Annotated in this window: 25 protein-coding genes; 14 read left to right on the top strand and 11 right to left on the bottom strand. The window is 61.7% G+C overall.

Translation table 11 applies throughout. From position 1 onward, the window contains the following. The first annotated feature begins 52 nt into the window (after window positions 1-52). Both EKH80_RS04150 and EKH80_RS04145 read left to right on the top strand, forming a co-directional pair. On the top strand, window positions 53-973 hold the full coding sequence (locus EKH80_RS04150) for a glyoxalase (RefSeq protein ID WP_126683455.1): 921 nt from the start codon (window positions 53-55) through the stop codon (window positions 971-973). Window positions 974-1,041: 68 nt separating this feature from the next. Continuing rightward, complete coding sequence (locus tag EKH80_RS04145) at window positions 1,042-2,433, top strand: alginate export family protein (protein WP_126683454.1); 1,392 nt, start codon at window positions 1,042-1,044, stop codon at window positions 2,431-2,433. A gap of 61 nt (window positions 2,434-2,494) precedes the next feature. Here the strand turns inward: EKH80_RS04145 and msrB are convergent, their stop codons facing one another. After that, the gene (msrB, locus tag EKH80_RS04140) at window positions 2,495-2,923 is read right to left on the bottom strand and encodes a peptide-methionine (R)-S-oxide reductase MsrB (RefSeq protein WP_126683453.1); all 429 of its coding nucleotides are present in this window, start codon (window positions 2,921-2,923) and stop codon (window positions 2,495-2,497) included. A 404-nt stretch (window positions 2,924-3,327) separates the two neighbouring features. On the opposite strand from msrB, the gene katG reads away from it, so the two are divergent. The 5 genes from katG (at window position 3,328) to EKH80_RS04115 (ending at window position 7,773) form a co-directional block, all read left to right on the top strand. Then, window positions 3,328-5,526: a catalase/peroxidase HPI gene (gene katG, locus EKH80_RS04135; RefSeq protein WP_126683452.1), complete on the top strand. Its 2,199-nt coding sequence runs from the start codon at window positions 3,328-3,330 to the stop codon at window positions 5,524-5,526. Window positions 5,527-5,585: 59 nt separating this feature from the next. Continuing rightward, on the top strand, window positions 5,586-5,882 hold the full coding sequence (locus tag EKH80_RS04130) for a hypothetical protein (RefSeq protein ID WP_126683451.1): 297 nt from the start codon (window positions 5,586-5,588) through the stop codon (window positions 5,880-5,882). 89 nt (window positions 5,883-5,971) lie between these two features. Next, window positions 5,972-6,241, top strand: coding sequence for a hypothetical protein (locus EKH80_RS04125; RefSeq protein ID WP_126683450.1), 270 nt, complete (start codon window positions 5,972-5,974; stop codon window positions 6,239-6,241). Further along, window positions 6,238-6,594: a TraR/DksA family transcriptional regulator gene (locus tag EKH80_RS04120; RefSeq protein ID WP_126683449.1), complete on the top strand. Its 357-nt coding sequence runs from the start codon at window positions 6,238-6,240 to the stop codon at window positions 6,592-6,594. Before EKH80_RS04125 ends, EKH80_RS04120 begins: the two co-directional genes overlap by 4 nt. Before the next feature lie 27 nt (window positions 6,595-6,621). Beyond that, the gene (locus tag EKH80_RS04115) at window positions 6,622-7,773 is read left to right on the top strand and encodes an FAD binding domain-containing protein (RefSeq protein ID WP_126683448.1); all 1,152 of its coding nucleotides are present in this window, start codon (window positions 6,622-6,624) and stop codon (window positions 7,771-7,773) included. A gap of 28 nt (window positions 7,774-7,801) precedes the next feature. Here the strand turns inward: EKH80_RS04115 and EKH80_RS04110 are convergent, their stop codons facing one another. Next, window positions 7,802-8,713, bottom strand: coding sequence for a LysR family transcriptional regulator (locus tag EKH80_RS04110; protein WP_126683447.1), 912 nt, complete (start codon window positions 8,711-8,713; stop codon window positions 7,802-7,804). Between the two features lie 105 nt (window positions 8,714-8,818). Here EKH80_RS04110 and EKH80_RS04105 point away from each other — a divergent pair, with 105 nt between their 5' ends. The 4 genes from EKH80_RS04105 (at window position 8,819) to EKH80_RS04090 (ending at window position 13,680) form a co-directional block, all read left to right on the top strand. Next, on the top strand, window positions 8,819-9,469 hold the full coding sequence (locus EKH80_RS04105; RefSeq protein ID WP_126683446.1) for a DsbA family oxidoreductase: 651 nt from the start codon (window positions 8,819-8,821) through the stop codon (window positions 9,467-9,469). A gap of 205 nt (window positions 9,470-9,674) precedes the next feature. Then, the gene (locus tag EKH80_RS04100; RefSeq protein ID WP_230473409.1) at window positions 9,675-10,958 is read left to right on the top strand and encodes a c-type cytochrome; all 1,284 of its coding nucleotides are present in this window, start codon (window positions 9,675-9,677) and stop codon (window positions 10,956-10,958) included. Further along, on the top strand, window positions 10,955-11,443 hold the full coding sequence (locus EKH80_RS04095; protein WP_126683445.1) for a (2Fe-2S)-binding protein: 489 nt from the start codon (window positions 10,955-10,957) through the stop codon (window positions 11,441-11,443). The genes EKH80_RS04100 and EKH80_RS04095 overlap by 4 nt, the downstream gene beginning before the upstream one ends. After that, window positions 11,440-13,680, top strand: a complete 2,241-nt coding sequence (locus EKH80_RS04090; protein ID WP_126683444.1) for a xanthine dehydrogenase family protein molybdopterin-binding subunit — start codon at window positions 11,440-11,442, stop codon at window positions 13,678-13,680. Before EKH80_RS04095 ends, EKH80_RS04090 begins: the two co-directional genes overlap by 4 nt. Window position 13,681: 1 nt before the next feature. Here EKH80_RS04090 and EKH80_RS04085 read toward each other — a convergent pair whose 3' ends face one another. From EKH80_RS04085 to EKH80_RS04065, 5 genes are read right to left on the bottom strand one after another with little or no spacing between them, the layout of a single operon-like run. Next, the gene (locus EKH80_RS04085) at window positions 13,682-14,806 is read right to left on the bottom strand and encodes an XdhC family protein (RefSeq protein ID WP_126683443.1); all 1,125 of its coding nucleotides are present in this window, start codon (window positions 14,804-14,806) and stop codon (window positions 13,682-13,684) included. A gap of 19 nt (window positions 14,807-14,825) precedes the next feature. Further along, complete coding sequence (locus tag EKH80_RS04080) at window positions 14,826-15,788, bottom strand: HlyD family secretion protein (protein WP_126683442.1); 963 nt, start codon at window positions 15,786-15,788, stop codon at window positions 14,826-14,828. Window positions 15,789-15,809: 21 nt separating this feature from the next. Further along, window positions 15,810-16,016: a DUF1656 domain-containing protein gene (locus EKH80_RS04075; RefSeq protein ID WP_126683441.1), complete on the bottom strand. Its 207-nt coding sequence runs from the start codon at window positions 16,014-16,016 to the stop codon at window positions 15,810-15,812. Then, window positions 16,006-17,499 carry an efflux transporter outer membrane subunit gene (locus tag EKH80_RS04070; protein ID WP_126683440.1) on the bottom strand — a complete coding sequence of 498 codons (1,494 nt, stop codon included), beginning with the start codon at window positions 17,497-17,499 and terminating at the stop codon, window positions 16,006-16,008. The genes EKH80_RS04075 and EKH80_RS04070 overlap by 11 nt, the downstream gene beginning before the upstream one ends. Next, window positions 17,496-19,646, bottom strand: a complete 2,151-nt coding sequence (locus EKH80_RS04065; protein WP_126683439.1) for an FUSC family protein — start codon at window positions 19,644-19,646, stop codon at window positions 17,496-17,498. Before EKH80_RS04065 ends, EKH80_RS04070 begins: the two co-directional genes overlap by 4 nt. 209 nt (window positions 19,647-19,855) lie before the next feature. Between EKH80_RS04065 and EKH80_RS04060 the strand changes: the two genes are divergently transcribed. From EKH80_RS04060 to EKH80_RS04050, 3 genes are read left to right on the top strand one after another with little or no spacing between them, the layout of a single operon-like run. Further along, window positions 19,856-20,374 (top strand): Dps family protein, encoded by a 519-nt coding sequence (locus tag EKH80_RS04060; protein WP_126683438.1) that lies wholly within the window; start codon window positions 19,856-19,858, stop codon window positions 20,372-20,374. A 16-nt stretch (window positions 20,375-20,390) separates the two neighbouring features. Continuing rightward, complete coding sequence (locus EKH80_RS04055; RefSeq protein ID WP_126683437.1) at window positions 20,391-20,822, top strand: OsmC family protein; 432 nt, start codon at window positions 20,391-20,393, stop codon at window positions 20,820-20,822. Window positions 20,823-20,869: 47 nt separating this feature from the next. After that, window positions 20,870-21,499 (top strand): hydrolase, encoded by a 630-nt coding sequence (locus tag EKH80_RS04050; protein WP_126683436.1) that lies wholly within the window; start codon window positions 20,870-20,872, stop codon window positions 21,497-21,499. An 88-nt stretch (window positions 21,500-21,587) separates the two neighbouring features. Here EKH80_RS04050 and EKH80_RS04045 read toward each other — a convergent pair whose 3' ends face one another. From EKH80_RS04045 to EKH80_RS04030, 4 genes are all read right to left on the bottom strand, one after another. Beyond that, complete coding sequence (locus EKH80_RS04045) at window positions 21,588-22,409, bottom strand: sensor histidine kinase (RefSeq protein ID WP_158628740.1); 822 nt, start codon at window positions 22,407-22,409, stop codon at window positions 21,588-21,590. A gap of 8 nt (window positions 22,410-22,417) precedes the next feature. Beyond that, complete coding sequence (locus EKH80_RS04040) at window positions 22,418-22,786, bottom strand: hypothetical protein (protein ID WP_230473408.1); 369 nt, start codon at window positions 22,784-22,786, stop codon at window positions 22,418-22,420. A gap of 225 nt (window positions 22,787-23,011) precedes the next feature. Next, window positions 23,012-23,644: a response regulator gene (locus tag EKH80_RS04035; protein WP_126683550.1), complete on the bottom strand. Its 633-nt coding sequence runs from the start codon at window positions 23,642-23,644 to the stop codon at window positions 23,012-23,014. Between the two features lie 78 nt (window positions 23,645-23,722). Further along, complete coding sequence (locus EKH80_RS04030) at window positions 23,723-24,919, bottom strand: MFS transporter (RefSeq protein ID WP_126683433.1); 1,197 nt, start codon at window positions 24,917-24,919, stop codon at window positions 23,723-23,725. Window positions 24,920-25,044 lie beyond the last annotated feature (125 nt).

The following is a 25,044-nucleotide window of genomic DNA, read 5'->3' as shown; positions in this document are numbered from 1 at the left end:
CGTTTTCAGATTGCAACACGCACCCGTATCGAATCAAGGAACACCAATCATCATGCGCAATTTTTCATCATGGGCTTTTTCCGCCGCACTGCTCGCCTTCGCGGGCGGTGGTCTGTGCACCCTGCAGGCCACGTCCGTGGTGGCGGGCGAGACGCCCTCAGCCAACGTGGCCGTGGCTCCGCAGTACGACACCACCCATGTTTACGTGGCAGCTGAAGATTTCGACCGCTTCGTTTCCAGTCTGGTCGCCACGTTTGGCGGGACGACGACCAAGCAGGGCGTGTTCACCGTGACGCCCACACCGAGCAAGACCATGTCCCAGCTGGTGCTGACGCCCGCCGGCAGCTTGTCGGTGTTCGGTTTCAAGACGCCGGTTCCTTATCCGTTCGGGGCAGAGCGTACCGGTTACCTGGTGACGGATATCGACGCTGCCGTGGCCTCGGCACAGGCGGCGGGCGCGGACGTGCTGGTCGACACCTTCCCCGATCCCATCGGTCGCGACGTGGTCATTCAATGGCCGGGCGGCGTCAACATGCAGCTCTACTGGCACACCACGCCGCCATCGTACAAGCCGCTGCAGACTGTGCCGGAAAATCGCCTCTATGTGTCGCGCAATCGTGCCGACGCGCTGGTGCATAGCTTCCTGACCTTTTCGCACGGCAAGGTGATTTCCGACGACGCCCAGGCACCCGGCGTCGAGATCGGGCGTCCGAACGACACCTATCGCCGGGTTCGCATCGAATCGGGGTTCGGCAAGCTCACCTTACTGGTCACCGACGGCCATCTGCCGTACCCGTATGGCCGTGAAATGACCGGCTACGAGGTCGCCAACTTGGACGAAACCCTGAGCAAGGCCAAGGCGGCCGGCGTTTCGATCCTGGTCGCCCCCTACACCGCGGATAAGCGGTCCGCGGCGATCGTGCAATTTCCCGGCGGCTACATCGCGGAAATTCATGCGCCTGGCGCGCACTGAGCACGAACCATCCTCGGTGAACCAAAGGCATGAATCGGCATCGCAGCTTATCTAAGTGGAAACGCTTCATGCCTTTGGCTCTCGCGTGCGCCGCCGGCTGGCCGCTCTCCACGTGGGCGGATGACGCCGCGAATCAAACGTCACCCGCACGACCCGCCATCGATTTCTTCCGCTGGCAGGAAGACTGGTCGGTGCTGGCCGATCCCCGCGTGCCCCGGATGCCCGGTGACGCCCTCAAGTATCTTGCTTTTTCCAAGCATGACCCGAAACGCTATCTCTCGCTTGGCGTAACGCTGCGTGAGCGTGTCGTCAGCGTTGATCCCCCTTTGTTCGGTGCTGCGGGTGGCGGCCATCAGAATTACCTCCTGCATCGTTTGCAAGTACATGCCGATGCACATCTCACCGACAACACCCGGCTGTTCGTGCAGTTGGAAAATGCGCTGGCGCCGTGGCTCGATCACCCCAAGTCCGTGGACGCCAACCGGCTCGACCTGCGGCTTGCGTTTGTGGATACGCAGCGCAAGCTCGGTGACGGCCTGTTCAAGCTGCGCATAGGCCGCCAGGAAATGGGCTTCGATCTGCAGCGCTTCATTTCGGTGCGCGATGGACCCAATGTCCGTCAGGCCTACGATGCGATCTGGGCCGATTACGAGCGTGGTGCATGGCGTATCTCGGGCTTCGTCAGCCAGCCGGTGCAATACCGGAACCTTTCGGCTTTCGATGATTTCAGCAATCGACACCTGTTGTTCGGTGGTGTGCGCGTGCAGCGGCGCCTCACGGCCGGCAGTGAAGTGAGCGTCAGTTTTTCCGATTTCCGGCAGGATCGCGTCCATTTCCTGGCGGCTTCCGGCAATGAGGAACGACAGAGCTGGGACGTGCACTACAAAGGCAATGCGCAGGCCTTGGACTGGGATGTCGAAGGAGTGAAGCAGGGCGGCAGCATCGATGCCAAGAACGTCGACGCCTGGGCGTTCGGGTCGCTGGCCGGATGGACGTTCAAGCAATGGGGCTGGACTCCGCGCATCGGTATGCAATTGGATGCGGCCTCGGGCAATCACAATCTGACGGGCCGGGTGGTCGAAACCTTCAATCCGCTGTTCCCGAACGGCTATTACGTCACGATGTCCGGTTACACCGGCTACACCAACTTCGTCCACTTCAAGCCGTCGCTAGCGCTGGTGCCGCGGGATGGCGTGAAACTGACGGCCTCGTTCGGCATGTTGTGGCGACAGACCCTCCAGGACGCGATCTATGTTCAGCCGGATATTCCCGTTCCAGGAACGGCGGGCAAGCCCGGCCGGCGCAGCAGCATCTACGCGGAGCTGCAGGTCAACTGGAATGCGGCACGCAATCTGGCCTTCAGCCTGGAAGCCGACCGCTACTTCGTGGCGCCGGTCTTGCGGCGCGCGGGAGGCAAGGATTCGAATTATCTGGGCGTCGAAATGCGCTGGGGCTGGTGATGCCTGACCTGGCGTAGCTTAAGTCCTGGTGTGTACCGGGACGGGCTTTTTCGGACCATCCTTAGTCGGGCACAAAGTTCATCGCCACCCCGTTGATGCAGTAGCGAAGCCCCGTTGGCGGCGGGCCGTCGGGGAAAACATGCCCAAGGTGACCGCCGCAGCGGCTGCAGTGGACCTCGGTTCGCTCCATGCCGAAACTTTGGTCCTGCGATGTGCCAATCGAGCCGGCAACCGGTTCGTTGAAGCTGGGCCAGCCGGTTCTGCTGTTGAATTTGCTGCCCCCGATGAAAATCTTTTGGCCGCAGCCTGCGCAAGTAAAGGCTCCGGGTCGCGTCTCGTAGAGCAGGGCGCATGAGCCAGGCAGTTCCGTGCCGTGTCCTCTGAGCACTTCGTATTGCTCCGGAGTGAGCCGTTCACGCCACTCTTCATCGGTATGGATGACGGCAAAGGGCTGCGAAGACTTTTGCGCGTTTTTTCGAAGCTTGGTCATGGCGGGAACTCTGCGACGAACCAGTGGGAGATGGGGTTGCCCTACGAGTGCATCAAAACCGGTCAGAAATTACTCGCAGCTATGGCTGATGATGCCCCAAAGCCTGCCTAAGTTGCTCCCCGAATCGGGTAGATCGTTTCCACCCAAACGGGGGAATCCGTGTTCGGATTGTCGTGGGAGGATAACGCGGACGCTCCTATGGCCGCGCATCGTGCAGATGACTGTGAATGGAGCGGCGTACGAATGCATCATTTTCGTTGCTGCGATGATGAGCGCGGCTATCCATAGTCACCGCGCTTCTACGAAGCATGGCGAGTCATGCCTCGGCGAATCGAACCGATCGTCCCTGCGACCAGTTGATGCGCACCAAGTCATGCAATGGGTTCATGTCCAAAAGAGAGCGTATGTCAAACGAAGCAAAGTGCCCGTTCAGCCATGCCGCCGGCGGCGGCACGGGCAACCGTGACTGGTGGCCGCAACAGTTGCGCCTGGATCTGCTCAGTCAGCACTCCGGCAAATCCAATCCGATGGACCAGGGTTTCCATTACGCCGATGCCTTCAAGAGCCTGGATCTGTCCGCCCTGAAGAGGGATCTTGCGGACCTGATGACGGATTCGCAGGATTGGTGGCCCGCGGACTTCGGCCATTACGGCCCTTTGTTCGTACGCATGGCTTGGCATAGCGCCGGCACCTACCGCATCGGCGATGGCCGTGGTGGAGCCGGTCGAGGGCAACAGCGTTTCGCACCGCTCAATAGCTGGCCGGACAACGTCAACCTCGACAAGGCCCGCCGCCTGCTCTGGCCGATCAAGCAGAAGTACGGCCAGAAGATTTCCTGGGCCGACTTGTTCATCCTCACCGGCAACGTCGCGCTGGAGACGATGGGTTTGAAGACCTTTGGCTTCGCCGGTGGGCGTGAGGATACGTGGGAGCCGGACCAGGACGTCTATTGGGGCAACGAGAAGACTTGGCTCGGCGGCGACCTACGCTACGGCAAGGGTGGAACCACCCACAGTGGTGAGCGTAACCTCGAAAATCCACTGGCCGCGGTGCAAATGGGGCTGATCTACGTCAATCCGGAAGGTCCTGAAGGCCATCCGGATCCGATCGCCGCGGCGCACGACATTCGTGAGACCTTCGGGCGCATGGCCATGAACGACGAGGAAACCGTGGCCCTGATCGCCGGGGGTCATACCTTCGGCAAGACGCATGGCGCGGGTCCCGCCGACAACCTGGGTCTCGAACCCGAAGCCGCGCAGCTGTCGCAGCAGGGCCTGGGCTGGAACAACCGTTTCGGCCGCGGTAATGGCGCCGACACCATCACCAGCGGCCTGGAGGTCACCTGGACCGGCACGCCGACGAAGTGGGGCATGGGCTTTTTCGAGAGCCTGTTCGGCAACGAATGGGAACTGAGCAAGAGTCCCGCCGGTGCCCACCAGTGGGTCGCCAAACATGCAGATCCGACCATTCCGCACGCTCACGATCCTTCAAAAAAGCTGCGGCCAAGCATGCTCACCACCGACCTGTCGCTGCGTTTCGACCCCGCTTACGCAAAGATCTCGCAGCATTTCATGCGGCATCCGGAGCAGTTCGCCGATGCGTTCGCTCGCGCCTGGTTCAAGTTGACCCATCGCGACATGGGGCCGCGCGCGCGTTACCTGGGTCCGGAAGTGCCGGCTGAAGAATTGATCTGGCAGGACCCGATCCCGAAGCTCGATCATCTCGTCGTCGACGGCAACGATATTGGCTTGCTCAAGCAGAAGATCCTCGCTTCGGGTCTGTCCGTGTCCGAGTTGGTGGGTACTGCGTGGGCGTCTGCCTCGACGTTCCGCGGATCGGACAAACGCGGCGGCGCCAACGGCGCGCGCATCCGTCTGGCGCCGCAGAAGGACTGGGCAGTCAACCGGCCCGCACAGTTGGCGAAGGTGCTGAAAGTCCTCGAAGGGATCCAGGAGGAGTTCAATCACGCGCAGTCCGGCAACAAGGGGCTCTCTCTTGCCGACTTGATCGTGCTGGCGGGCGGCGCCGCTATCGAGCATGCGGCAGCAAAGGCGGGCCATCGCGTAACGGTACCTTTCAAGCCAGGACGCATGGATGCCTCGCAAGACCAGACCGACGTGCCTTCCTTTGCGGCCCTCGAGCCGGTTGCCGACGGCTTCCGTAACTACACCAAGGACGGGTGCGCCATCCCGGCCGAGGCGCTGTTGATCGACAAAGCGCAATTGCTGACCTTGACTGCGCCGGAGATGACGGTGCTCGTCGGTGGCCTGCGCGTACTGAATGTCGATGCCGGCCGGGACGCCCGCAGTGTCTTCACCCACGTGCCGGAAACGCTGACTCATGATTTCTTCCGCCATCTGCTCGACATGGGCATCGTGTGGAAGCCGCAGTCCGCGGCGGGAGATGTGTTCGAAGGGCGTGACCGTAATACCGGCGAATGGAAATGGACCGGCACGCGGGTCGACTTGATCTTCGGCTCAAATGCGCAGTTGCGTGCGCTGTGCGAAGTCTATGCCAGCGACGACGCGCATGAGAAATTCATCCGCGATTTCATCGTGGCTTGGGTGAAGGTGATGAACCTCGATCGATTCGAGACCGAGTGATCGCTTAGGCGGACCCGTCAGGGAGGCCGTCCCGACGGGTCCGCAACGGATATATGGCAATGACGTTTCGAACAGATGAGTTGGTGAAGCACATTGGTTTTTTTCTCCAAAAGCAGGTCGCGCACTCTCTTGCCGGCGGCCGTCTAGAGCCGTTCCGCGCAAGCATGGTGGGCGAATCCGCCGTTTTGCGGGTGGCTGCGGAAATCGAGCCGCGCCCCGATGAGCTGATGAACTGGTACCGGCAAGTCAGGATTTGCCAGCTCGGTAACCTGACTGCAGAAATGCTGGTGTCCATGGGGAGAACTGCGGAAGTGCTCGAATTCTTGAGATCCATAAGCGAACGCGAGCAGGGTTGAAGGGGTCACGCATGGGAAACGCAATGTTGGGCATCAAGCAGGCATGCTTTGCCATACGAGCGGCTACGTTACAACGCGATGCGGCGATCATGGATGCCTTCGATGCGTTCCAGAAACGCCATCCCGCGCTCGCGCAGGCGCTCATCGAACATCTCGGGGACGGCCGCAAGGCAGCGCGCTGGATGTGTCTGCATCAACGGGCATTCGACGGAAAAAACGCCTATGACATCCTGATCGAAGGCCACGACGATCTGGTTTGGGACGAAATAGCGCGCTCGTTCGGCGTAGACATCCCCGTGGCCACCAGCCGGCGAATCCGTCATTCGTCGTTCAAAGGACGCAAGGAGTCCGGTCCATGAAAGAACACCCTGATTTCGATAAAGCGTTTCTGGCTACGCAGCGCCATCGACTGATTGGCATGCGCGATGAGCTTTTGTCGATGGCAAATTTCGCGAGCCATGAACAGTCCGATCTGCAGCGGGAAGCGGGCGGCGAAGCACACGATGACGCCGATAGTGCGGAACGCCTCGCCATCGAGGAAAACAACGAAGCCCAGCTCAGCGCCTTGACCAGGCGGCTGGCGAAGATCAAGCGCGCGATCGAAAAGATCGACACGGGAAGCTATGGAATTTCGGACAGGAGTGGCGAGCCGATTACGCGGGCTAGGCTGTTGGCGATGCCGGAGGCCATCTATGCCGCGCACGAAGCGTAAACTGAATTCCGACGGGGGCGCATTCCCATGCCGCGCGCATTGATCATCGGCGGCTCCCTCGGCGGCCTGTTCACGGCTATTGCATTGCGTGCAATTGGCTGGGAAGTGCAGGTTTTCGAGCGGTCACCCAGTGAACTCAGCAGCCGCGGCGGCGGCATCGTGCTTCAGCCCGACGTCATTGCGGCATTCCGCTTTGCGGGAGTCGAGCATGGCCACATGCTGGGCGTCCGTTCGGGAGACCGGATCTACCTCGATCGCGAAGACCGTGTCACCCATCGCTCGTACATGCCGCAGACACAGACTTCGTGGAACATGCTGTATGCCACCATGTCCCGCAGCCTGCCCGATGGGGTTGTACATCGCTCAGAGGAGTTCGTGCGGCTTGAGCAGGACGGCACAAAGGTGCGAGCTCATTTCTCCAGCGGACGGATGGAAGAGGGCGATCTGTTGGTTGGCGCCGATGGTCCGGGTTCCAGCTTGCGTGCTCTGCTGATCGACAACATCCACCCCAGGTATGCGGGCTACGTAGCCTTCAGGGGCCTGCTGCCGGAGCAGGAGCTATCCGGGTCAGCGAGCGACAAACTGATGGAGGTCTTCGCGTTCCAGCAGGGGGCGGATCATCTGCTGCTGGAATACCTGGTCCCGGGACTGGACGAATCCACGCTGCCGGGACATCGCCGCTGGAACTGGGTCTGGTATCGCAAAGTAGCCGCGGGGGAGGGACTGACCTCGCTCATGCGGGATCGGCACGGCCGCCAGCGAACCTTCTCGCTACCCCCCGGCGCCATGAAAGACAGCGACATCCATGCCCTGCGCACCGCTGCGCGCGAACTTTTGGCGCCGACTTTCCAGGAACTGCTGGAACGGACCGTGGATCCTTTTGCGCAGGCGATCCTGGACCTGCAGGTTCCGCAGATGGTGTTCGGCCGTGCCGTGCTGCTGGGCGACGCGGCCTTCATCCCGCGGCCGCATACCGCGGGAAGCACGGCCAAGGCGGCCACCAATGCCATAGCGCTGGCGAGGGCGCTGGACAAGCGTGCCGCAACAATTGAGCAGTGCCTTGCCGAATGGGAAGCCGAGCAGCTTCAGCTCGGCACACGCATGACCGAATGGGGCATCGCCATGGGTGACAAGATCATGGACATCTCCTCTTCCCGAAGCGCGTTGCATCATCCATAGCGGCAGCAAAACAGGCGCCGTCAAGGATTCAGGCCAATGCTGGCCGGCTCAGGTGCTGGCGCAGGAACTCGATGAAAACCTGGACCTTGCGCGAATGCCGGCGATTGGGGAGGTAAGCCGCATAAATGCTGGTCACGTGCTCGGAAGGATTGACCGAATACGCCTCGAAAATGCGCCGTAGGCGACCGGTCCTGACATCTTCGTCGACCAGCCATTCCGGCAGCAGGGCCACGCCGAATCCACTCAATGTCGCTTCGCGCAGCATATCCGAGCTATTGACCGCCAAGCGCCCGTTCACGGCCACCCGTGCCGTGCCGCGCTTGTCCGTGAACGACCAGTGCTGCCGGCCTTTCTGATAGGAGAACCGCAGGCATTCATGCCGAGACAAATCGGCCGGCACGCTGGGTACGCCGTGGCTTGAAAGGTATTCGTGGCTGGCGACGACGAACCGATGGTGTTCGGTCAGCGGCTTGACGATGAGTTGCGGCTGATTCGCCGGCTGGCCGATGCGAACGGCGATATCGATGCGGTCGGCCACGAAGTCGACGTAGGTGTCCGTCATCAGCAAATCCAGCGACACGCGTGGGTAGGATGTCATGAAGCTGGCGATATGCGGCCCGAGCAGAAGGCGGCCGAATGTCACGGGCAAGGAAACACGCAACGGCCCGGTGGGCTCGCCGCCCGCGTCAGTGACACTGCCGTCGGCTTCCTCCAGCTCGTCCAGGATGCGGGCGACGTGCTCGAGATAGGCGACGCCTGCGTCCGTGAGCGTCACCTGACGCGTGGTGCGAGTAAGCAGCGCACTGCCGAGCGACTCCTCAAGCGCATCCAGGAGCCGGGTCACCGAGGAGGTCGCCACGCCCATGCGACGTGCCGCCTTGGAAAATCCGCCGGTTTCGGCGACGTCCACGAACGCTCTCAATGCAAGCAATTTGTCCATGGGTGCCTTTTGCGGGAAAAGCAACGAAGTCTTGCATTTTTTCCGTATTCAACGGTAGCGGCGGGACGACTAGGCTGGCGTCATCTTCATTTCAAGGATACCCGCATGCACTCCATCAAGGTTGACGTCACTTATGACTTTATCTGTCCTTGGTGCTGGATAGCCCATCGCCACCTGCGCATGGCGATTGAAAAGGCCGGCGCCGACGGAGCGATCAACACGGCCTATGTTCCCTACGAACTCAATCCGCATATGCCCAAGTCCGGAACCAGCCGTAAGCAATACCGTACTGCCAAATTCGGCAGCTGGGATCGGTCGCTGCTGATGGATGCCCAGGTCACGCAGGCCGGGTGCTTGGTCGGCCTGGACTTTCACTACGACCGCGTGGCGCTGACGCCCAACACACGCCTTGCCCACCAGCTGATGGCCTATGCGAAAGAGCATGGCGAAAGCAGGCAGGTGGACGCCTTGTACGAGGCGATCTTCGCCGCCTATTTTTCGGAAGGCCGGGATATAGGTTCGCTGGAAGTGCTGGTGGAGTTGGCGATCGAGACCGGCTTCAACGGCGAGCAAGCGCGTCATTACTTGCAGGCGAACGCTGGAGAGCACGAGGTGGTTCGCGCGCAACGGCAGGCGATGGCCGACGGAGTGCGTTCCGTGCCGAGCATTCGCATTGGCGACATCGGCATCTCCGGAGCGCAGCCTGCCGACGTATTACGCGAAGCGATCGAAGCCGCCGGAGCGGTCGAGCCGTAAAGCCAGCTTCGCCCGCTTGGGTGCCTACTGCGGGGTGCTGTTCCATCCGATACCAAATATGAGGGAGGACGCTCCTCCTTCGCGGACCTAACATGACGCGAGCGCGCAGCGTCCATTCTGCGTGTAACCGCCCGCGCTGCTCGCTATCCGACGCGGGAACTCCAGAACGGTTACCCGCGACTGCGTCCAGAACCAGGTGAAGAGCATGGCGTCGATGTTCTCGAAACGAAGAATCGCGGGAGCCAGTGCCGGCATCGTCGTACTTGGCGCCATCCTGTACTTCGCGCTGGCATGGCACCCCGCCATGGCGCCGGTGAGTCAGCCGGATGTTCCCCTTACTGCCGGTGTGGTGTCGCAGGGGCAGCGGATAGCTGAGCTGGGGGACTGTGTGGTGTGCCATACCGGCCCCGCCGGCGCCCGTTATGCGGGCGGGCTTCCGCTCAGGACACCGTTTGGCACCCTCTATACCACCAACATCACACCCGACCGCGAGACTGGCATCGGCAACTGGTCGCTGCAGGCGTTCCGTCGTGCCATGCGCGAGGGCGTCGCTCGCGATGGGCAATTGCTTTATCCCGCCTTTCCGTACATCCATTACACCCATGTCACCGATGACGATCTGAAAGCGCTCTACGCGTTCCTGATGACGAGGGGGGCGGTCCACGCGCCGGCGCGCTCCAACGAGCTGCTGCTTCCCCTGCGATTCCGGCCCATGCTGGCATTCTGGAATCTGCTCTATGTGCATGAAGGGCCGCGTCCATCCATGGGCGCCTCCCCGGTCGAGCGAGGGCGCTACCTGGTCGAAGGACTCGGGCATTGCTCTTCCTGCCATACGCCGTTGAACCTGATCGGCGGTGAAAAGGGCGGCGACTATCTGGGCGGAGGCGAAGTGGACGGATGGAGTGCGCCACCGCTCGATGCATTGCTCGGGGCACCCCAGCCATGGACACAGGAGCAATTGGTTGCCTATCTGAGCACCGGGCTCGCCACCGAGCATGGTGCCGCGGCAGGTCCGATGCGGCCGGTCGTTGAGAACCTGTCGCGGGTTCCGCGGGAAGACGTCGAAGCCATCGCTGCCTACTTGTTTTCCATTCAGAACAAGGCCGTTCACAACGCAGCCGCTCAGCCTGAGGCGAGCGCAGCGCTGGCCAACCATGTGAGCAATGGGAAAACCGTTTTTGAAGCAGCTTGTGCGACGTGCCATGGCTCGGGATCGGCGATGTCCGCCTATGAGCAGCGGCCACCCCTCGCTCTCAGTTCTGCGTTCAATGGCAGTTCGGAGCACAACGCGGTATTGACCGTACTGCAAGGCCTGCCGTGGCCGTCCGAACCCGGTGTCACCACCTACATGCCCGCGTTCGCCGACGTTCTGACCGATGCGCAAATCGCCGACGTCGTGACCTATTTGCGCGTGTCCGCAGCAGGGCGTCCTGCATGGCCGGACGTAAACAAGACCGTGGCCAATCTGCGTAAGGAATCCTCGCCATGATCAACCTGACGGTGAACGGCAAGCTGCATCAGGTCGATGTAACGCCTGACACTCCGCTGCTTTATGTGCTGCGCAACGAGTTGCAAATGAATGCAGCCAAGTTCGGCTGCGGCATGGGGCAGTGTGGTGCGTGCACGGTGATCGTGGGCGATCGCACGGTGTTTTCCTGCCTGTATCCGATTGCTTCGGTGGGTGATCGCGATGTCAGGACGGTGGAAGGCCTGGGCACGGCCGAATCGCCCGGGCCGCTGCAGCAGGCCTTCATCGACCACCAGGCCGTGCAATGCGGCTATTGCATTGCCGGCATGATCATGCGCGCGCAAGCGCTGCTGGAAGAGATCGCGCAGCCTACCGAAGCGCAAATTCGCGCCCATATGAACCCGAACCTTTGTCGATGCGGCACGCATATGCGCATTTTGGCGGCCATTCGCAGCGCGGCGGCATCCGGCCGGATCACCCCACGACAAAAGGTGCAAGGCGCATGAAGCTGCCGGACGAATCCGTGGATGAAAGCCGCCGGTCGTTCCTGCGGACAGGGGTGCTGGTCGTATCCTTTGCGCTGTTCGCGCCGAGCCGGCTTTTTGCCAAGAAGGACACCCTGGGCACCGAGATCCTCGCCCCCAACCTGCCCGGCAGCCTCAAGTCCAACCCGATGCTGGACGCGTGGATCCGCATCGACGCGCAGGGAATCAGCGTCTATAGCGGCAAGGTGGAGCTGGGCACCGGCGTTCGCACGGCGCTTTGGCAGATTGCAGCCGATCAGCTGGCGGTTCCTCTGCAGGCGGTTCATTTCGTTACCGCCGATACGGGATTGACCCCGAACGAAGGCTATACCGCAGGCAGTCATACCATGGCCGATGGCGGCACGGCGATTTATAACGCCTCCGCGCAAGTAAGGAAAATGCTGCTGGACGCTGCCGCAAAAAAGCTGGGGACAAGCGCGGAACGGCTGTCTTTGAAAGACGGCACGATCGTCGCGCAGGACGGCCGCACACTGACTTACGCGCAGGCGGTTGAAGGGATCAATCTTCACCGGTATGCCGACCCTGTTTCGCCGCCCAGCGATCCTGCCCGGTACCGCTATATCGGCAAGTCCATTCCTCGCGTCGATATTCCCGCCAAAGTCACCGGCGGGCCTGCCTACGTGCAGGACATGCGGCTGCCCGGCATGCTGCACGCAAGGGTTGTTCGTCCTCCAAGCCGGGGCGCGGTGCTCGAAGAAGCTGACATCGACGGCACGCGCAGGATGCCCGGTGTTGTTGCGGTGGTTCGAGACGGAAATTACCTCGCGGTGGCCGCAAGCAGCGAATGGCAGGCCATCCTGGCGATGCGTGATTTGCAACAGAGCGCGAAGTGGCACCCCACACGCACATGGTTTACGCCGGACGAGCTGCACCAGGTCCTGAAGGAGCTTCCGCATCAGGATTTCCTCGACGCCGATCAGCCGATGGTGGTGGATGCGACCGGGCCACGCGTGAAGGCAACGACCACCAAGCAGTATCTGCAACACGGCTCGATCGGGCCGTCCTGTGCTATTGCCCATCTGGACGGCGATACGCTTACGGTGTGGACGCATACGCAAGGCGTCTTTCCCTTGCGCGCCGGTCTGGCGGGCATGCTCGATATGCCGATTGAAAAAGTGCGCTGCATCCATGTGGAAGGCGCGGGTTGCTACGGGCACAATGGCGCGGATGATGCCGCGGCAGATGCTGCCCTCATCGCGGCGCATGTCCCCGGCAGGCCGGTTCGAGTGCAGTGGATGCGCGATCAGGAACAGATGTGGGAGCCGTTCGGCGCGGCGATGGTCACCGAACTGGATGCTTCGCTCGACTCCTCCGGGCGCCTGGCCAATTGGCGCTACGAACTGTGGAGCACAGCGCACAACGAACGCATCACCAATCCCGGACGATTGATGCCGACCTGGCTATTGGCCAAGCCGATGGTGCCGGCGCCCTCCGTGCCCATTCCGCAACCGGAAGGTGATGCCGACCGCAATGCGATTCCGCCGTACCGGATTCCCGGCCTCAAGGTCACCATGCATTTCGTCACGCAGATGCCGTTCCGTACCTCGGCCCAGCGCTCGCTGGGGGCCCACGTGAACGTGGTGGCGATGGAAAGCGCGATGGACGAATTTGCCGCGGCTGCCGGCAAAGATGCTACCGACTTTCGCCTGCAACATCTGGAGGATCCGCGGGCGAAAGCCGTCATTGCCCTTGCCAGGGACCAATTCGACTGGGCCGCGCGCCTGCGAAACCTTCCGCGGGGCAGCGGTGTGGGCTTTGCCTTTTCCCGCTACAAGAACATCATGGGCTACTGTGCGGTGGCGATGGAACTGCACTTCGACGAGGAAACCCGGGAGGTGCGTTTTCCGCACATAGTCGCGGTGGCCGACTGCGGGCAGGTCGTCAACCCCGATGGCTTGCGCAACCAGCTTGAGGGCGGCATCGTGCAGTCGATCAGCTGGACGCTGCACGAAGAGGTGCTGTTCGACAAGGACGGCGTGAAGAGCGTCGATTGGGCCACGTACCCCATTCTCAGGTTCAACCAGGTTCCTGCCGTCATCGAGACCTTTCTCATCGACCAACCGGGCGATTCGTTTCTCGGGGCTGCGGAAATCGCACAGGCTCCCACTGCCGCCGCGCTGGTCAATGCCATGGCGCGTGCAACCGGCGTGCGATCGCATCGTCTGCCTTTGATGCGTTATCCGCCTTTTGCCGGGTGATTCAGGCCGGCAAAGCAGGGGACGTAGTGTGAATCTCCCCCTGCGAACTGGCCAAGCTGCCGCCCTTGCGCGCGTTGAGCGTGGCGATGATTTCGCTGGCAATGGCCATGGCGATTTCCAGCGGTGTTTCCGAGCCAATGTCCAGGCCGGCCGGCGCCTTCAGGCGCTCTGCCGCTGCGGGGACGGCAGAGCGCATGCGTTCGGCACGCTGGCGCGAACCCAGGGCCCCCAGGTAGCACAGGGGTTCATGCGCGAGCGCTTGCAAATAGGCGATGTCGCGTTCGATGGCGTGCGTCATCAATACCACTGAAGTAAACCTGTCCGGCCTGAGCATCGAAGATAGCCCTTCCGGAACGGCAAACAGCCGCTGGATGTTGTCGGGAATGAGGTGATCATCATGCGGTTCGGGCAAGTGGTCGACGAGCATGGCCTCCCAGCCCAGCTGGCGGGCGAGCCTGGCCAGCAGGATGGATTCGTCGTTGACGCCGATGATGGCCAATCGATGCTGTGGAACCAGCGGCTGCAGCAGGACGTCGAAACGGCCGTCGGGGGTGGAAATTTCGTGCACTGCAGTGCGCGATGATTCGACAACAGCGATTTGCTCGATGACGGGATCAAGATGCCTGCTCGGCAAAGCATCGCGCCAGACCAGTCGATCACTGCTCCATATCAAGCGGCAGGGTCTTGGCACGATCGGCGTGCCGTCATGGGTGAAGATGGTAGCCATGACGCCGCTGGAACGGGATGCGCGCACCTGCTGGATCTCGGCAAGAAAGCGGATATCGTCGCGCTGCGTCAAAGGTTCGATCAGCACCTCCAGCTCGCCGCCGCATCCCACCTCCATCATCAGGTCCAGATTGCTGTCCTTGTTGTAGTGGACGAGATCCGCCTGTTTGCTCGCCATCACCCTTTCGGCCCGGACGAGCAGATCGCGTTGCGGGCAACCGCCGGCCAGCGCACAAACGACGCGGCCGTCTTCATCCACCAGCATGCTCGTGCCGGCGCGGCGAAAGGTCGATCCGCGGGTGCGGGTGATGGTTGCGATGGCTGCCCGCCTTGCAAGGGGCGATTCCAAGGCGCAACGGGCCGCGGCGTGAAGTTCGTCGAATTCCTGGGCTGTGGTCATCGGGAATGATCCGTTCGCCTCAAGACGAATGCTTCGAGGCGGGATGCAGAATGACGGTGCAGGTCATACCTGCTGCCAGATGAAGCCCTTCAGGTACGCCATCCAGTGCAATGCGAACCGGGACACGCTGGGCCAGCCGGACCCAGGTAAAGATCGGATTCACGTCAGCCAGCAAGTTGGCGCCATCCGGATTGTCGCGGTCGGTGATGCCGCTGGCGATGCTTTCGACGTGTCCCTGCAGGGACAGATGCCCCGCCATCATTTCTATTTGCGCGCGGTCACCGATGCGCACGCCGGGCAGCTTGGTTTCCTCGAAATAGCCATAGACCCAGAAGGAGTGCTCGTCGATCATCGCGATGCGTGCTGCGCCTGCCGACGTATAGTCGCCCGGATAAAGATTGAGATTGGTGATGAATCCGTCCGCCGGGGCGCGAACGAGGCTGCGTTCCAGGTTGAGCTGCGCAGTCTGCAGCGCCGCAACGGCAGCCTGGTTGTCCGCATTGGCCGCTTGCAGCGTAGCTTGGGCTGCATGATAGGCGGCCAACGCTTGATGGGCCTGCTCGTTGTAGTCCGTGCGTGCCTCGTTCGTAATTACATCACCGCCCAGCCCCTGGCGGCGCAAGGCCTGTTCCTTTCGCATGTTCCATTCCGATTGCCGCTGCTCCAGCTGGGCCTTGGCTTGCTCGATTTGCGCCTGCGTCCGAGCTACCTGCGCTTGGGCTTGAAGCAGCGCGTCACGGAACCGCACAGGATCGATGACGAACAAGGTATCGCCCTTGTGGACATGCTGGTTGTCGGCGACCAAAACCTGCGTCACCAGTCCCGAGACATCGGATGCCACCTTGATCACATTGGCCTTGACCCGGCCGTCGCGGGTCCAAGGTGATTCCATGTAGTCGCGCCACAGGTAATGGCCCAGCGTGATTGCGATCAGGAGCGTGGCCAGGGTTGCGGCGACGCGGAGCAGGGGGTGCGCAGTCATGAATGGATTCCGTAGGTATCGTCAATGCCAGGGCCGTAAGAGCAGACTGCCTGCGCAAAAGACGATGCAGAAAAGAGCCGCCCGAAACAGGGCCGGATGCCAGACCAGCCGGTAGCAGCCCAGTCGCGACAGAGCCAGGTCGATCCCTACGAACAGCAGGCTGCTGGCGATAAAAAGCGGCAACAGAGCAGGAATGAACAGCGAATGGAAGGAAAGCTCAGCGCGCACGGCTCGCCTCCTCCGGTGGCAGGTCAGGCGATGCCATGGCCATGTTCCGTTCCATGCCGCCCAGTGCCTGCATCAGCAACGCCCATGCCGCCAGATGCCGGGCTTTGATCTGAGCCAGTTGTTGCTGCTGACGGAGCAACGTCGTTTGCGTAGCCAACACGTCCATGAATTCGGTGATGCCGCTGCGGTATCCGCGCTCAGCCAGGCGATGCGCCTGTTCCGCTTCCAGTACGGCTTGACTCACGTGCTGCTCCTGTTGCTCCAGGGACTGGATCGAAGTCACCTGGTCGGCAACCTGTTGCATCGCGGCGAGGACAGTATGGTTGTAGTCGTCCACCGCTGCGTCGTAGCGCGCCACAGCTGCTGCGTATTGTCCCTGCAGCCTGCCGCCGGTAAACAGCGGCAACGAAATCGCGACGCCGTAGCGATGTCCGGCTGCATTGTCGGCCGCAAAGTTGAAGAACCCGCCGAAGCGTGTAGCCGACGCAAGTTGTGCAGTCGCCAGCAAATCGATGTTGGGGTAAAACGCGGCCCGTGCGACCTTGATGCCCTTCGAAGCTGATTCGACACGCCAGCGTTGTGCCACGACGTCGGGGCGATGCCCGATCCATTCAGCCGGCAAAGCGGGAGGCAGCTTTACGCGGGTCTCCAGCATTCCTGGCTTGGGCGTAAGCGTATCGCCGAACCCAGGCCCGGCTCCGGCCAGGATGGCCAGTTCGTGGCGCGCCAGCTCCGCCTCCTGGTTGGTCTGCTCCAGCTCGTCCGAAATGATCTCCACCTGCGTCCTGGCCTGGCTGAGTTCCCGTTGATTGCTCAAGCCGGCTTGTAGGCGTTGCTTTACGATGTCTTCGGCTCGCAACGCCTGGTCCAGGATGGCGCGATCGATCTCGTTCCATTGCCTCTGCAATGAAAGTGCGATGTAGCTGCGCACGATGGCCGTTTCCAGCGTCAGCTGCACATTGCGCAAATCGGCGACCGACGCCTGTGCGGCATCCAGCGCAGCTTCCCACGTCGCACGGTCGGCTCCCCACAGGTCCAGGTCATAGCTGAGGGAGGCCCCGATGCTATTGCTCCAAACCGCATAGCCTCCGGGAGGGGAGGGGGTGGCGTAGCGCGGATAACGTTCACGCCCCAGATTGGAATGTGCGCCCAGTTGGGGGAACTGTGTTGCGCCGGCAACTCGGGCCTGCGCCACCAGCAAGTCGACCCGCGCTTGAGCTGCCTGCAAATCGGGTTGGTCGTCCAGGGCCTGGTGGATCAGCGCATCCAATGGTGGGTCTTGCCAGGCCAGCCACCAATTCGACGCAGGCCATGCGGCATTCGTCTCGGCTCCCTTGATGGCGAGACCCTGATCGATTTTGGCAGGATCGAGCAGGCGCGCCTGCGGCCTGATGCCGCCGGTATTGGCGCAGGCAGCCATGGCCGTCGCGCCTGCGATCAGCCATGCTCTCAAAATCTGCGCGAGCACCGCCTGAGGCCTCATGCGGCGCCTCGTGCGACAGGATGAAAAGGCTGGGTGTCATCCATTAGCAGCAATTCCGTGGCGCATAACCATGTGCTTATGCGCAGGTTGGCCCGTGCGCTCGGCGAATTGTCGGTGGGGTCGGTGGGCGGTATGCCGTTCAATGCTTGTCGAGTCGCGGTAAGCGCAGCGGCATGTCGTGCAGACGTAACCTGTTCGAATAGAGCTGCCATGGCTTGCTGCCATGCGGCCTGATCGATCCGCCAGGCTTGCGACGGCAATGCAACGTCGGCGGCGCTACGCACCTGGATCGCGGTCCGACCCATTTCCAGCACAGCGAAAGTCCAATTCAAAAGGTCTTTGCGTTCCGCCACGCCTTGTGCCGGTTGCGACGCAATTTGCAGGACGAAATCGCGCAGGCCGCTTTCAAAGCGGAGCAGGGCATCGCGCTCGCCCGACCGGCCCAGGACAAAACCGGCAGCAAAGCGGCTGATCTGTTGGCGGTAGCTGCGATTCACCCAGGCATTGCCGCTGGGGGCGACCACGGCAAACGCCAGCGCAGCGGCTCCGATCCCTAGTAGCAGCGAAAAGGCCTGGTCCAGGAAGGCGGCAGGCGAATAAGTGATGGGATTGGTGAAGTCGCCGACAAAACAGAAATAGATATTGAACGCGACGCCAAGTACGGCCGTTTTTTGCAGGGTGCCCAGATAGCTGCCGAGCATGATGAACGGCATCAGGGTACAAGCCAGCAGTGGAAAACCGTCCATCCCGGGCAGCAGCAGGAACTTGCACACGAATGCAGCCGCTGCACCGAGCAAGCAGCCAAGCAAGGTTTGCCTGCTCGCCATGACGGGATGGGGAGCGATCGCAAAAAGCGCGCTGGTGATGGACACCGCCACTACGGCGGTGGCGCCGCTCGTCCAGCCCGAAGCAATCCAGAACGCCGCCACCAGCGCGACGGCAGCAAACGCGCGCAAGCCCGCCGCGCGGGCCGCCAGGTGATTGGCTGTGCTGACAATGCGGTCAACCTTGGGGACGCCACTCCTGCGTTCCGGCATCGCATACGAAAACGTATGCAGCGCTACAAAGTCCTGCAGATAGGACGAAAGGTCCTCCATGGCAAAACAAAGCATCAGCACGGCGCTGCGCTCCCGCCCTTCGGTCGAGCCGTCTTCCGGCAGGGTATGGGCCAGACCGCTGAAGTTCCGCAATGCTGTCTTGAGGAAATGCACGATGCGTCCATGCATGGTGCGGGCTTCGTCGATAGTCAGCGGATCCGCTGCTTTTTTTTCGGAAAGCAGCGCCGCGGCCTCGGAAGCCAGCGCGGCGGCCTTCGAAAGTATTTGCTCGTCGCTGCGCTGCAGGGCGCGCCGAAGCGAGTGGAGGCTTGCCGCCGTATCCAGAAAGTCCCGATTGAGTTGCACCATCAACGGGTTGCTGAGGCGCAACGAAGGATCCTCGAACACCGCGGCACTTCGCAAAGCCTCGATTTGAGCCCGGTCTGAAACGAGCTTCAGATGCAGCGCATACAAATCTTCCTCGGCGAGCTTTTCACCGAGCATGCGCCGTGCGAAGACGATCAAATCGCTGGCGTGTTGTGCCCCGGCACTGAGCAGGGCGGTGCCAACCTGCTGTGGGAATACTAGTGCACTGACGGCGCTGGCACAGATCACGCCCACCATCACTTCGCTCAATCGGCAGACGACGTTGTCAAAGCTGCCGTAGGGGTCGCTCCAGGCGGGAGCCACAATGATGGCTGCGGCGTATCCGGCCAGTACGTAGCCGTAGGATTGGAAATTGCGGTAATAGGAAGCCCCCCAGACGCAGACGCCAATCCAGCCGGCCAGGGCCAAATAGAACGGCAATGGCTGCTGCGCAAAGCATGCAACCAGCAGCAATCCGAACGCGCTTCCTGCGGCCATGCCGACGAAGCGGTAGAAGCCGCGTGCGATCACCATGCCCGACTGCTGATGCATCATCAGGATCACAATGGACACCATCGCCGTTCTTGGCAGCGGAAATTCCAACCGCATGCAGAGGCCCGTTCCAATGATCACTGCGATGGCCGTCTTGAAGGCGTGGAGCAGGCGCGCGCCACCATCCACTCGGAACTGCCGAATGTATTCCAGCCATGGCCTGGTGACCGCTATGGGTGCTTGCGATTGCATCGAATCGGAATCCTGCGGGTGCCCACGCCTTGCCGATGCCGGCTCTGTGTATCCACGGAAGTCGGTTCAAAAAAGTCGCGGCTGCGGAAGGAAGATGAAACCCGCCTTTGGACGATATCTCCATCCCTCCGCCGAGGGAGACGGTGAAAGTTCGTATTCGCTAACCTGTCGCCGAGTCCGCCCATTCTCAACGGGAACCAGGTAACCCCATGCCAAAATCCAATAACGCCAAGGAACGCCTATCGGCTTCGCTCAGGACCCCCAATTCGCTGGGGGAGGATGCCCGCCGCGACATTTCTGCCGAGCTCAATGCACTGCTGGCCGACTTCTTCGCGCTGTATGTGAAGACCAAGAACTTCCACTGGCATATGTCCGGCCCTTATTTCAGGGACTACCATCTGTTGCTGGACGAGCAGTCCGACCAGGTCTACGCGACGCTGGATCCGATCGCCGAACGCGTTCGCAAGCTGGGCGGCAATACGATCCGTTCGGTTGGCCATATCACCCGGCTGCAACGCCTGCTCGACAATGATGCGGAGTTTGTAACGCCTGAGGACATGCTCGCGGAGCTGCGCGAGGATAATGGCCGCGTAGCATCGCTCATGCGCGAGACCCATGCGCTATGCGACGAATACCACGATGTCGCCACGGCCAGTCTCCTGGAAACCTGGATCGACGAGGCCGAGCGCCGCGTATGGTTCCTGTTCGAATCCGGACGTTCGGCTTGAAAGTCAGGGGAGCGCCATGACCCGCGTTGCAAAAGCCAGCATTGTTTCGACCGGCACGAACTACAAGCACCACATTCGCACGGGTCCCTTCGAGCTTGTGACGGATGAGCCCGTCACTCGCGGCGGGCAGGGCGAAGGGCCCGCTCCGTATGACTACTACCTTGCCGCCCTGGCTTCCTGCACGGCCATTACGCTGCGCATGTATGCCGAAAAAAAAGGATGGGAGCTGGGTGAATTCCGCGCCGATCTATCCTTGAGCCGGGACGAATCCGGAAGGATGCGCATCCATCGCCTGCTTTATTCCGACCAGTCGTTGAGCGATGACCAATGGCGGCGCCTGCTTGAGATCGTGGCCAATACGCCGGTCACGAGAACCATGCGCGAAGGTGTCGAGATCACCAGTGCGCGCGGCAATAGCGTGAACGAGCCGTCCAGGCAGGACGCATAGGGCGTCGTCGGCGCGCCAACCAGACCTCATGACCAGGAGAAACAGACATGCCGCATTCAACTACCTTGCTAACCCCCCAGGATTGCGCGCTGCTACTGGTTGATCAGCAGGCCGGGCTCGCCTTTGGCGTCGGTTCTGCGGATCGCCAGGTGCTGCTGGGAAACACCGTTGCGCTGGCCAAGACGGCCGGTGTATTCGGGTTGCCGGTAGTGGCATCGACTTCCGCTTCGAAGGTGTACAGCGGGCCGCTCATGCCGGCGATACAAAAGGTTCTTCCCGACCTCAAGCCGATCGAGCGGCGCAACATGAATGTCTGGGAAGACGCGGCCGCGAAGGAGGCAGTCATCGCTACGGGCCGGCGGCGATTGCTCATTTCGGGGTTGCTGAGCGAGGCCTGCGTTTCGTTTTGCGCACTCTCCGCCCTAGCGGACGGGTACGAAGTCTTCGTGGTGGCGGATGCGTGCGGAGGCTTGACCTCGACGAGCCACGAGCTGGCCCTGCGGCGTATGGAGGCGGCGGGCGCCACGCTCACTTCGTGGATTCAAGTCCTGCTGGAATTGCAGCGCGACTGGACTCGGCGCGAGACCTACGATGGCGCGCGCGCGATCGTCGAGGCGCACGGCGGCGGGTATGGCATCGGCCTGGCTTATGCGCGGGACATGATCAAGCCGAATTAGCGGTACTTCGCTTTGTTGGTCGTTCCGGCCTTCGCTGGAATGACGGTGAGGCAAAGGGAGCGGATACGGCAGAAAACCTGGCGATATGTCAGGTACATTGCCTCCTTAGGTAAGCGATGCTGGAGGGCACCGACAACACCACTTCGGTGCCGCACTCCACGGCGGACGCGATTGTCAGCTCGGCGCCGATGTGCTCGGCACGCTCCCGCATGCCGGCAATATCCCAATTCATCGTCCCGCCGAACCCATCCGCGGGCGCGCGGCTCATGCCAAGCCCGTCGTCGCGAACATGGATCCGCAGGTGCCGGAAACCATAGGACACTTCCACTTCGATCTCGCCGGCATGGGCATGCTTGAATGCATTGAGCAACGCCTCGCCAGCGATCCCATACGCTTGCTCGGAAACCTGCGGCGTGACTTTCCGGTTTTCCCTGTTGGAGACCACCCTGAATTTGCACGGGTAGTCGAGCTTAAGTTGCATGCCCAGCTCGGCAAGGCGACACGCAAGATCCTGATTGGGCGGGTCTCCCAGGCGCAGTTCGCTCACACGTTTGCGGTCTTCCTCCAGTGCCTCTTCGGCACGATCCAGCGTGTGCTGGATGGATAAGCTTACCGGGTGGTCGTTGGGAAGTGCGCCTATGGCGCCGTGTATCCTCAATATCAAACCTTGCACACCTTGCAGCAAGGTGTCATGGAGTTCCCGTGCGATCCGGTCACGCTTGGCATGGCGCGCTAGCAGACGCAGGCGTACGCGTTCATTCGAAGCAGAAATAAGCCGCCTCAGCATGACCAGGATGCAGACCAGCAACAACGACGCGCACAGCAGGTTGAACCAGAGCGTTTGAAAGAAGCCGGAGTCGACGACGACGGGGATCGAAGCGAGCGAAGGCGTCCAGGATCGGCGGTTCATCGACGCTCTCATTTCCAATCCGCTACTTTTTTTCCGGACAGGGTGAGCACGCGGTGCCCATAAAGCCGTGCATCCATCGAATACGCTCCCGGGCCGAGCAGCAACAGGGCCATGGCAATCAATGGCACAGGCAGAACCTGCATTGCCAAACCGGAGTGGAGCGAAACGAACTGGCTGCCTGCCAGCACGATGCATGAAACGCACGCAAGCGGCGTCAGCAGCCCGGTCAGCAGCGACAAGCTCATGCCGATGACCAGCCAAAACACATAGCTGCTTGACGGCGAAGGCAGCGTGGCGGCCAGGAAGGGCCATAAGGCTGCCGACAGCGCCACGCGAAGCAACAAAAGGCCGCCCCCCGATGCTCCAAGGGGAAACATGGAATAGGTCCGTTGCATGCAAAAGGCCTTGATGAAAGATGCTTCAAGCCATCTTTCGATGATTATCCGCCAAGCGCGGCCCGTCGCGCCCCTCCGATGAGTGATGCCTGGTGCAGCGCAAGTGCTTTAGATCGAAGGCGAGATGGCGCGGGATAGCAATCCCCGTATAGGGATGCCGTATGGAAAGCTGGGATTGGCATCCCAGCCTACGCTGCCCAGGCGGATTCACGCATCAATGAAGCCGCGCCGCAGGGCAATGATCACCGCCTCGGTACGGTCCCGCGCGTTGATTTTTGCCAGGATGCTTTTTACGTGCGTTTTCACCGTTTCCACCGAAATGTCCATATGGGTGGCGATATGTTTGTTGGAAAAGCCGTTGGCAACTTTGCCCAGCACCTGCAGCTCGCGCACGCTAAGCGCATCTTCGTGTAGATGTTCGGCGAGGACCCGCGCCACTTCGCCGGGTATGTACCGCAGACCGGCATGAACCTGGCGAATGGCATGCAGCAGCTCCTTGCGTAACGTACTCTTCAGCAGATAGCCCCTCGCGCCGGCCTTGAGCGCGCGAGCTGCCTGCATGTCGCCTCGATAAGTGGTCAGCACGACGATACGTGCCTCGGGAAATTCGCCGAGAAGGGTGCGGATGGCATCGAAGCCGCCCATGCCGGGCATCTGCAAATCCATCAGCACGATGTCGGGCCTGTGCTCGCGAAACCTCGCGACGGCTTCCTCGCCACTGGCGGCCTCGGCGACCAGGTTCATGTCGGCTTGAGAGCCAAGCACTGCCGCGATGCCTTCGCGAAACAGCGGATGATCGTCGGCGATCATGACGCGGATCGGTGATGTCTTCGTGGTCATGGCAGCACCCCCAAGCTTGTCTTCGGTGATCATGATCCGTGTTCCATGCTGTACAAATGGTGCATGACCGTCAGCGCCTCAGTGGACCGATTCCGTCGCAAGGCCTGAGCGCCAATGCAGGACGCTCATCACCAGGGCGATCACGGGTAGCGCGCCGCCCAGGATCGATACGCCGGTCCAGCCGAAGGCATTCCACGCCGAGGCGGCAGCGAGTGATCCCAGTGCACCGCCGACGAACATGGTGGTCATGAACAGGGTGTTGAGGCGGCTCTTGTATTCCGGATGCAGGCCGTAGATGAGATGCTGGTTGGAAACCAGCGATATCTGCACGCCAAAATCGAGCACGATCACGCCGCCGACGAGTCCTATCAAGCTGGTGGAGGCTCCGAAGATGATCCACGCCAGAAGGGCGGCGGCAGCCCCTACCGCGATGACCGGCGCCGACCCCTTGCGATCGGCTATGCGGCCGGCGATCGGCGCCATCGCCACGCCCACGGCCCCCACGATGCCGAATAGACCTGCAGCGGCGGCACCGAGGTTCAGCGGGGGCTGCGCCAGGCGCAGAACCAGCGTGGTCCAGAAGGCCGAGAACGAAGCGAACTGAAGGGCTTGAATGAAGGCGGCGCGACGCAAGACGGGCTCGTTCAACCAGAGCTTGCCCAAGGACGCGAGCAGTTGACCATAGCGCATCGGATGACGTGGATGGTGTGTGGGCAGCGAACGAGCCATCAACGCGGCACCGATGATCGCGATGGGTACGGCCAGCCAAAACATGGTGCGCCAACCGGCAACGCTGGACACGACACCGGCCAGTGTGCGGCTGAGCAAGATGCCGGTCAGCAGCCCGCTCATGACGGTGCCGATCGCCGCGCCGCGTTCCTTGGGAGCGGCCAGGAGGGTGGCGAACGGGACGATTTGTTGGGCCACGGTGGCCATCGCGCCCAGCGCCACCGAGGCGACAGCCAGGGCCGCCAGATTCGGAGCGATGGCGGCCACCATCAAGGCTGCGGCCAGCGCCAGGAACTGCATGACGATCAGTCGGCGGCGTTCCAGCATGTCACCGAGCGGCAACAGGAACAGCAGGCCGGCGGCATAGCCCAATTGCGTCAAGGTGGGGATCCAGCCTTGCACCCGGGCGTCGTGCAGGCTGTTGCTCATGACGCCAAGCATGGGCTGGTTGTAGTAGATGTTGGCGACGGCCAGGCCTGTGGCCGCGGCCATGGAATACAGCGTCGCCTTGGACAATGGCGGCGCGGGCATAGGATGGTTCGACATGGCAAGGTTACTCGCGAGTGGGTGACGGTCTACGCTCAGGCGGCCTGGAATTAGGGGACGGCGGGTAGTCGGTATAGCCGCGCCCGGCGCTGCCGAAAAATGTGGTGCCGCCGGGTGGGTTCAAG

It is taken from the genome of Dyella choica, from assembly GCF_003977665.1.
GTDB lineage: Bacteria > Pseudomonadota > Gammaproteobacteria > Xanthomonadales > Rhodanobacteraceae > Dyella_B > Dyella_B choica.
The sequence above is the reverse complement of the archived record's forward strand: the minus strand, read 5'-3'. Positions and strand labels throughout refer to the sequence as shown.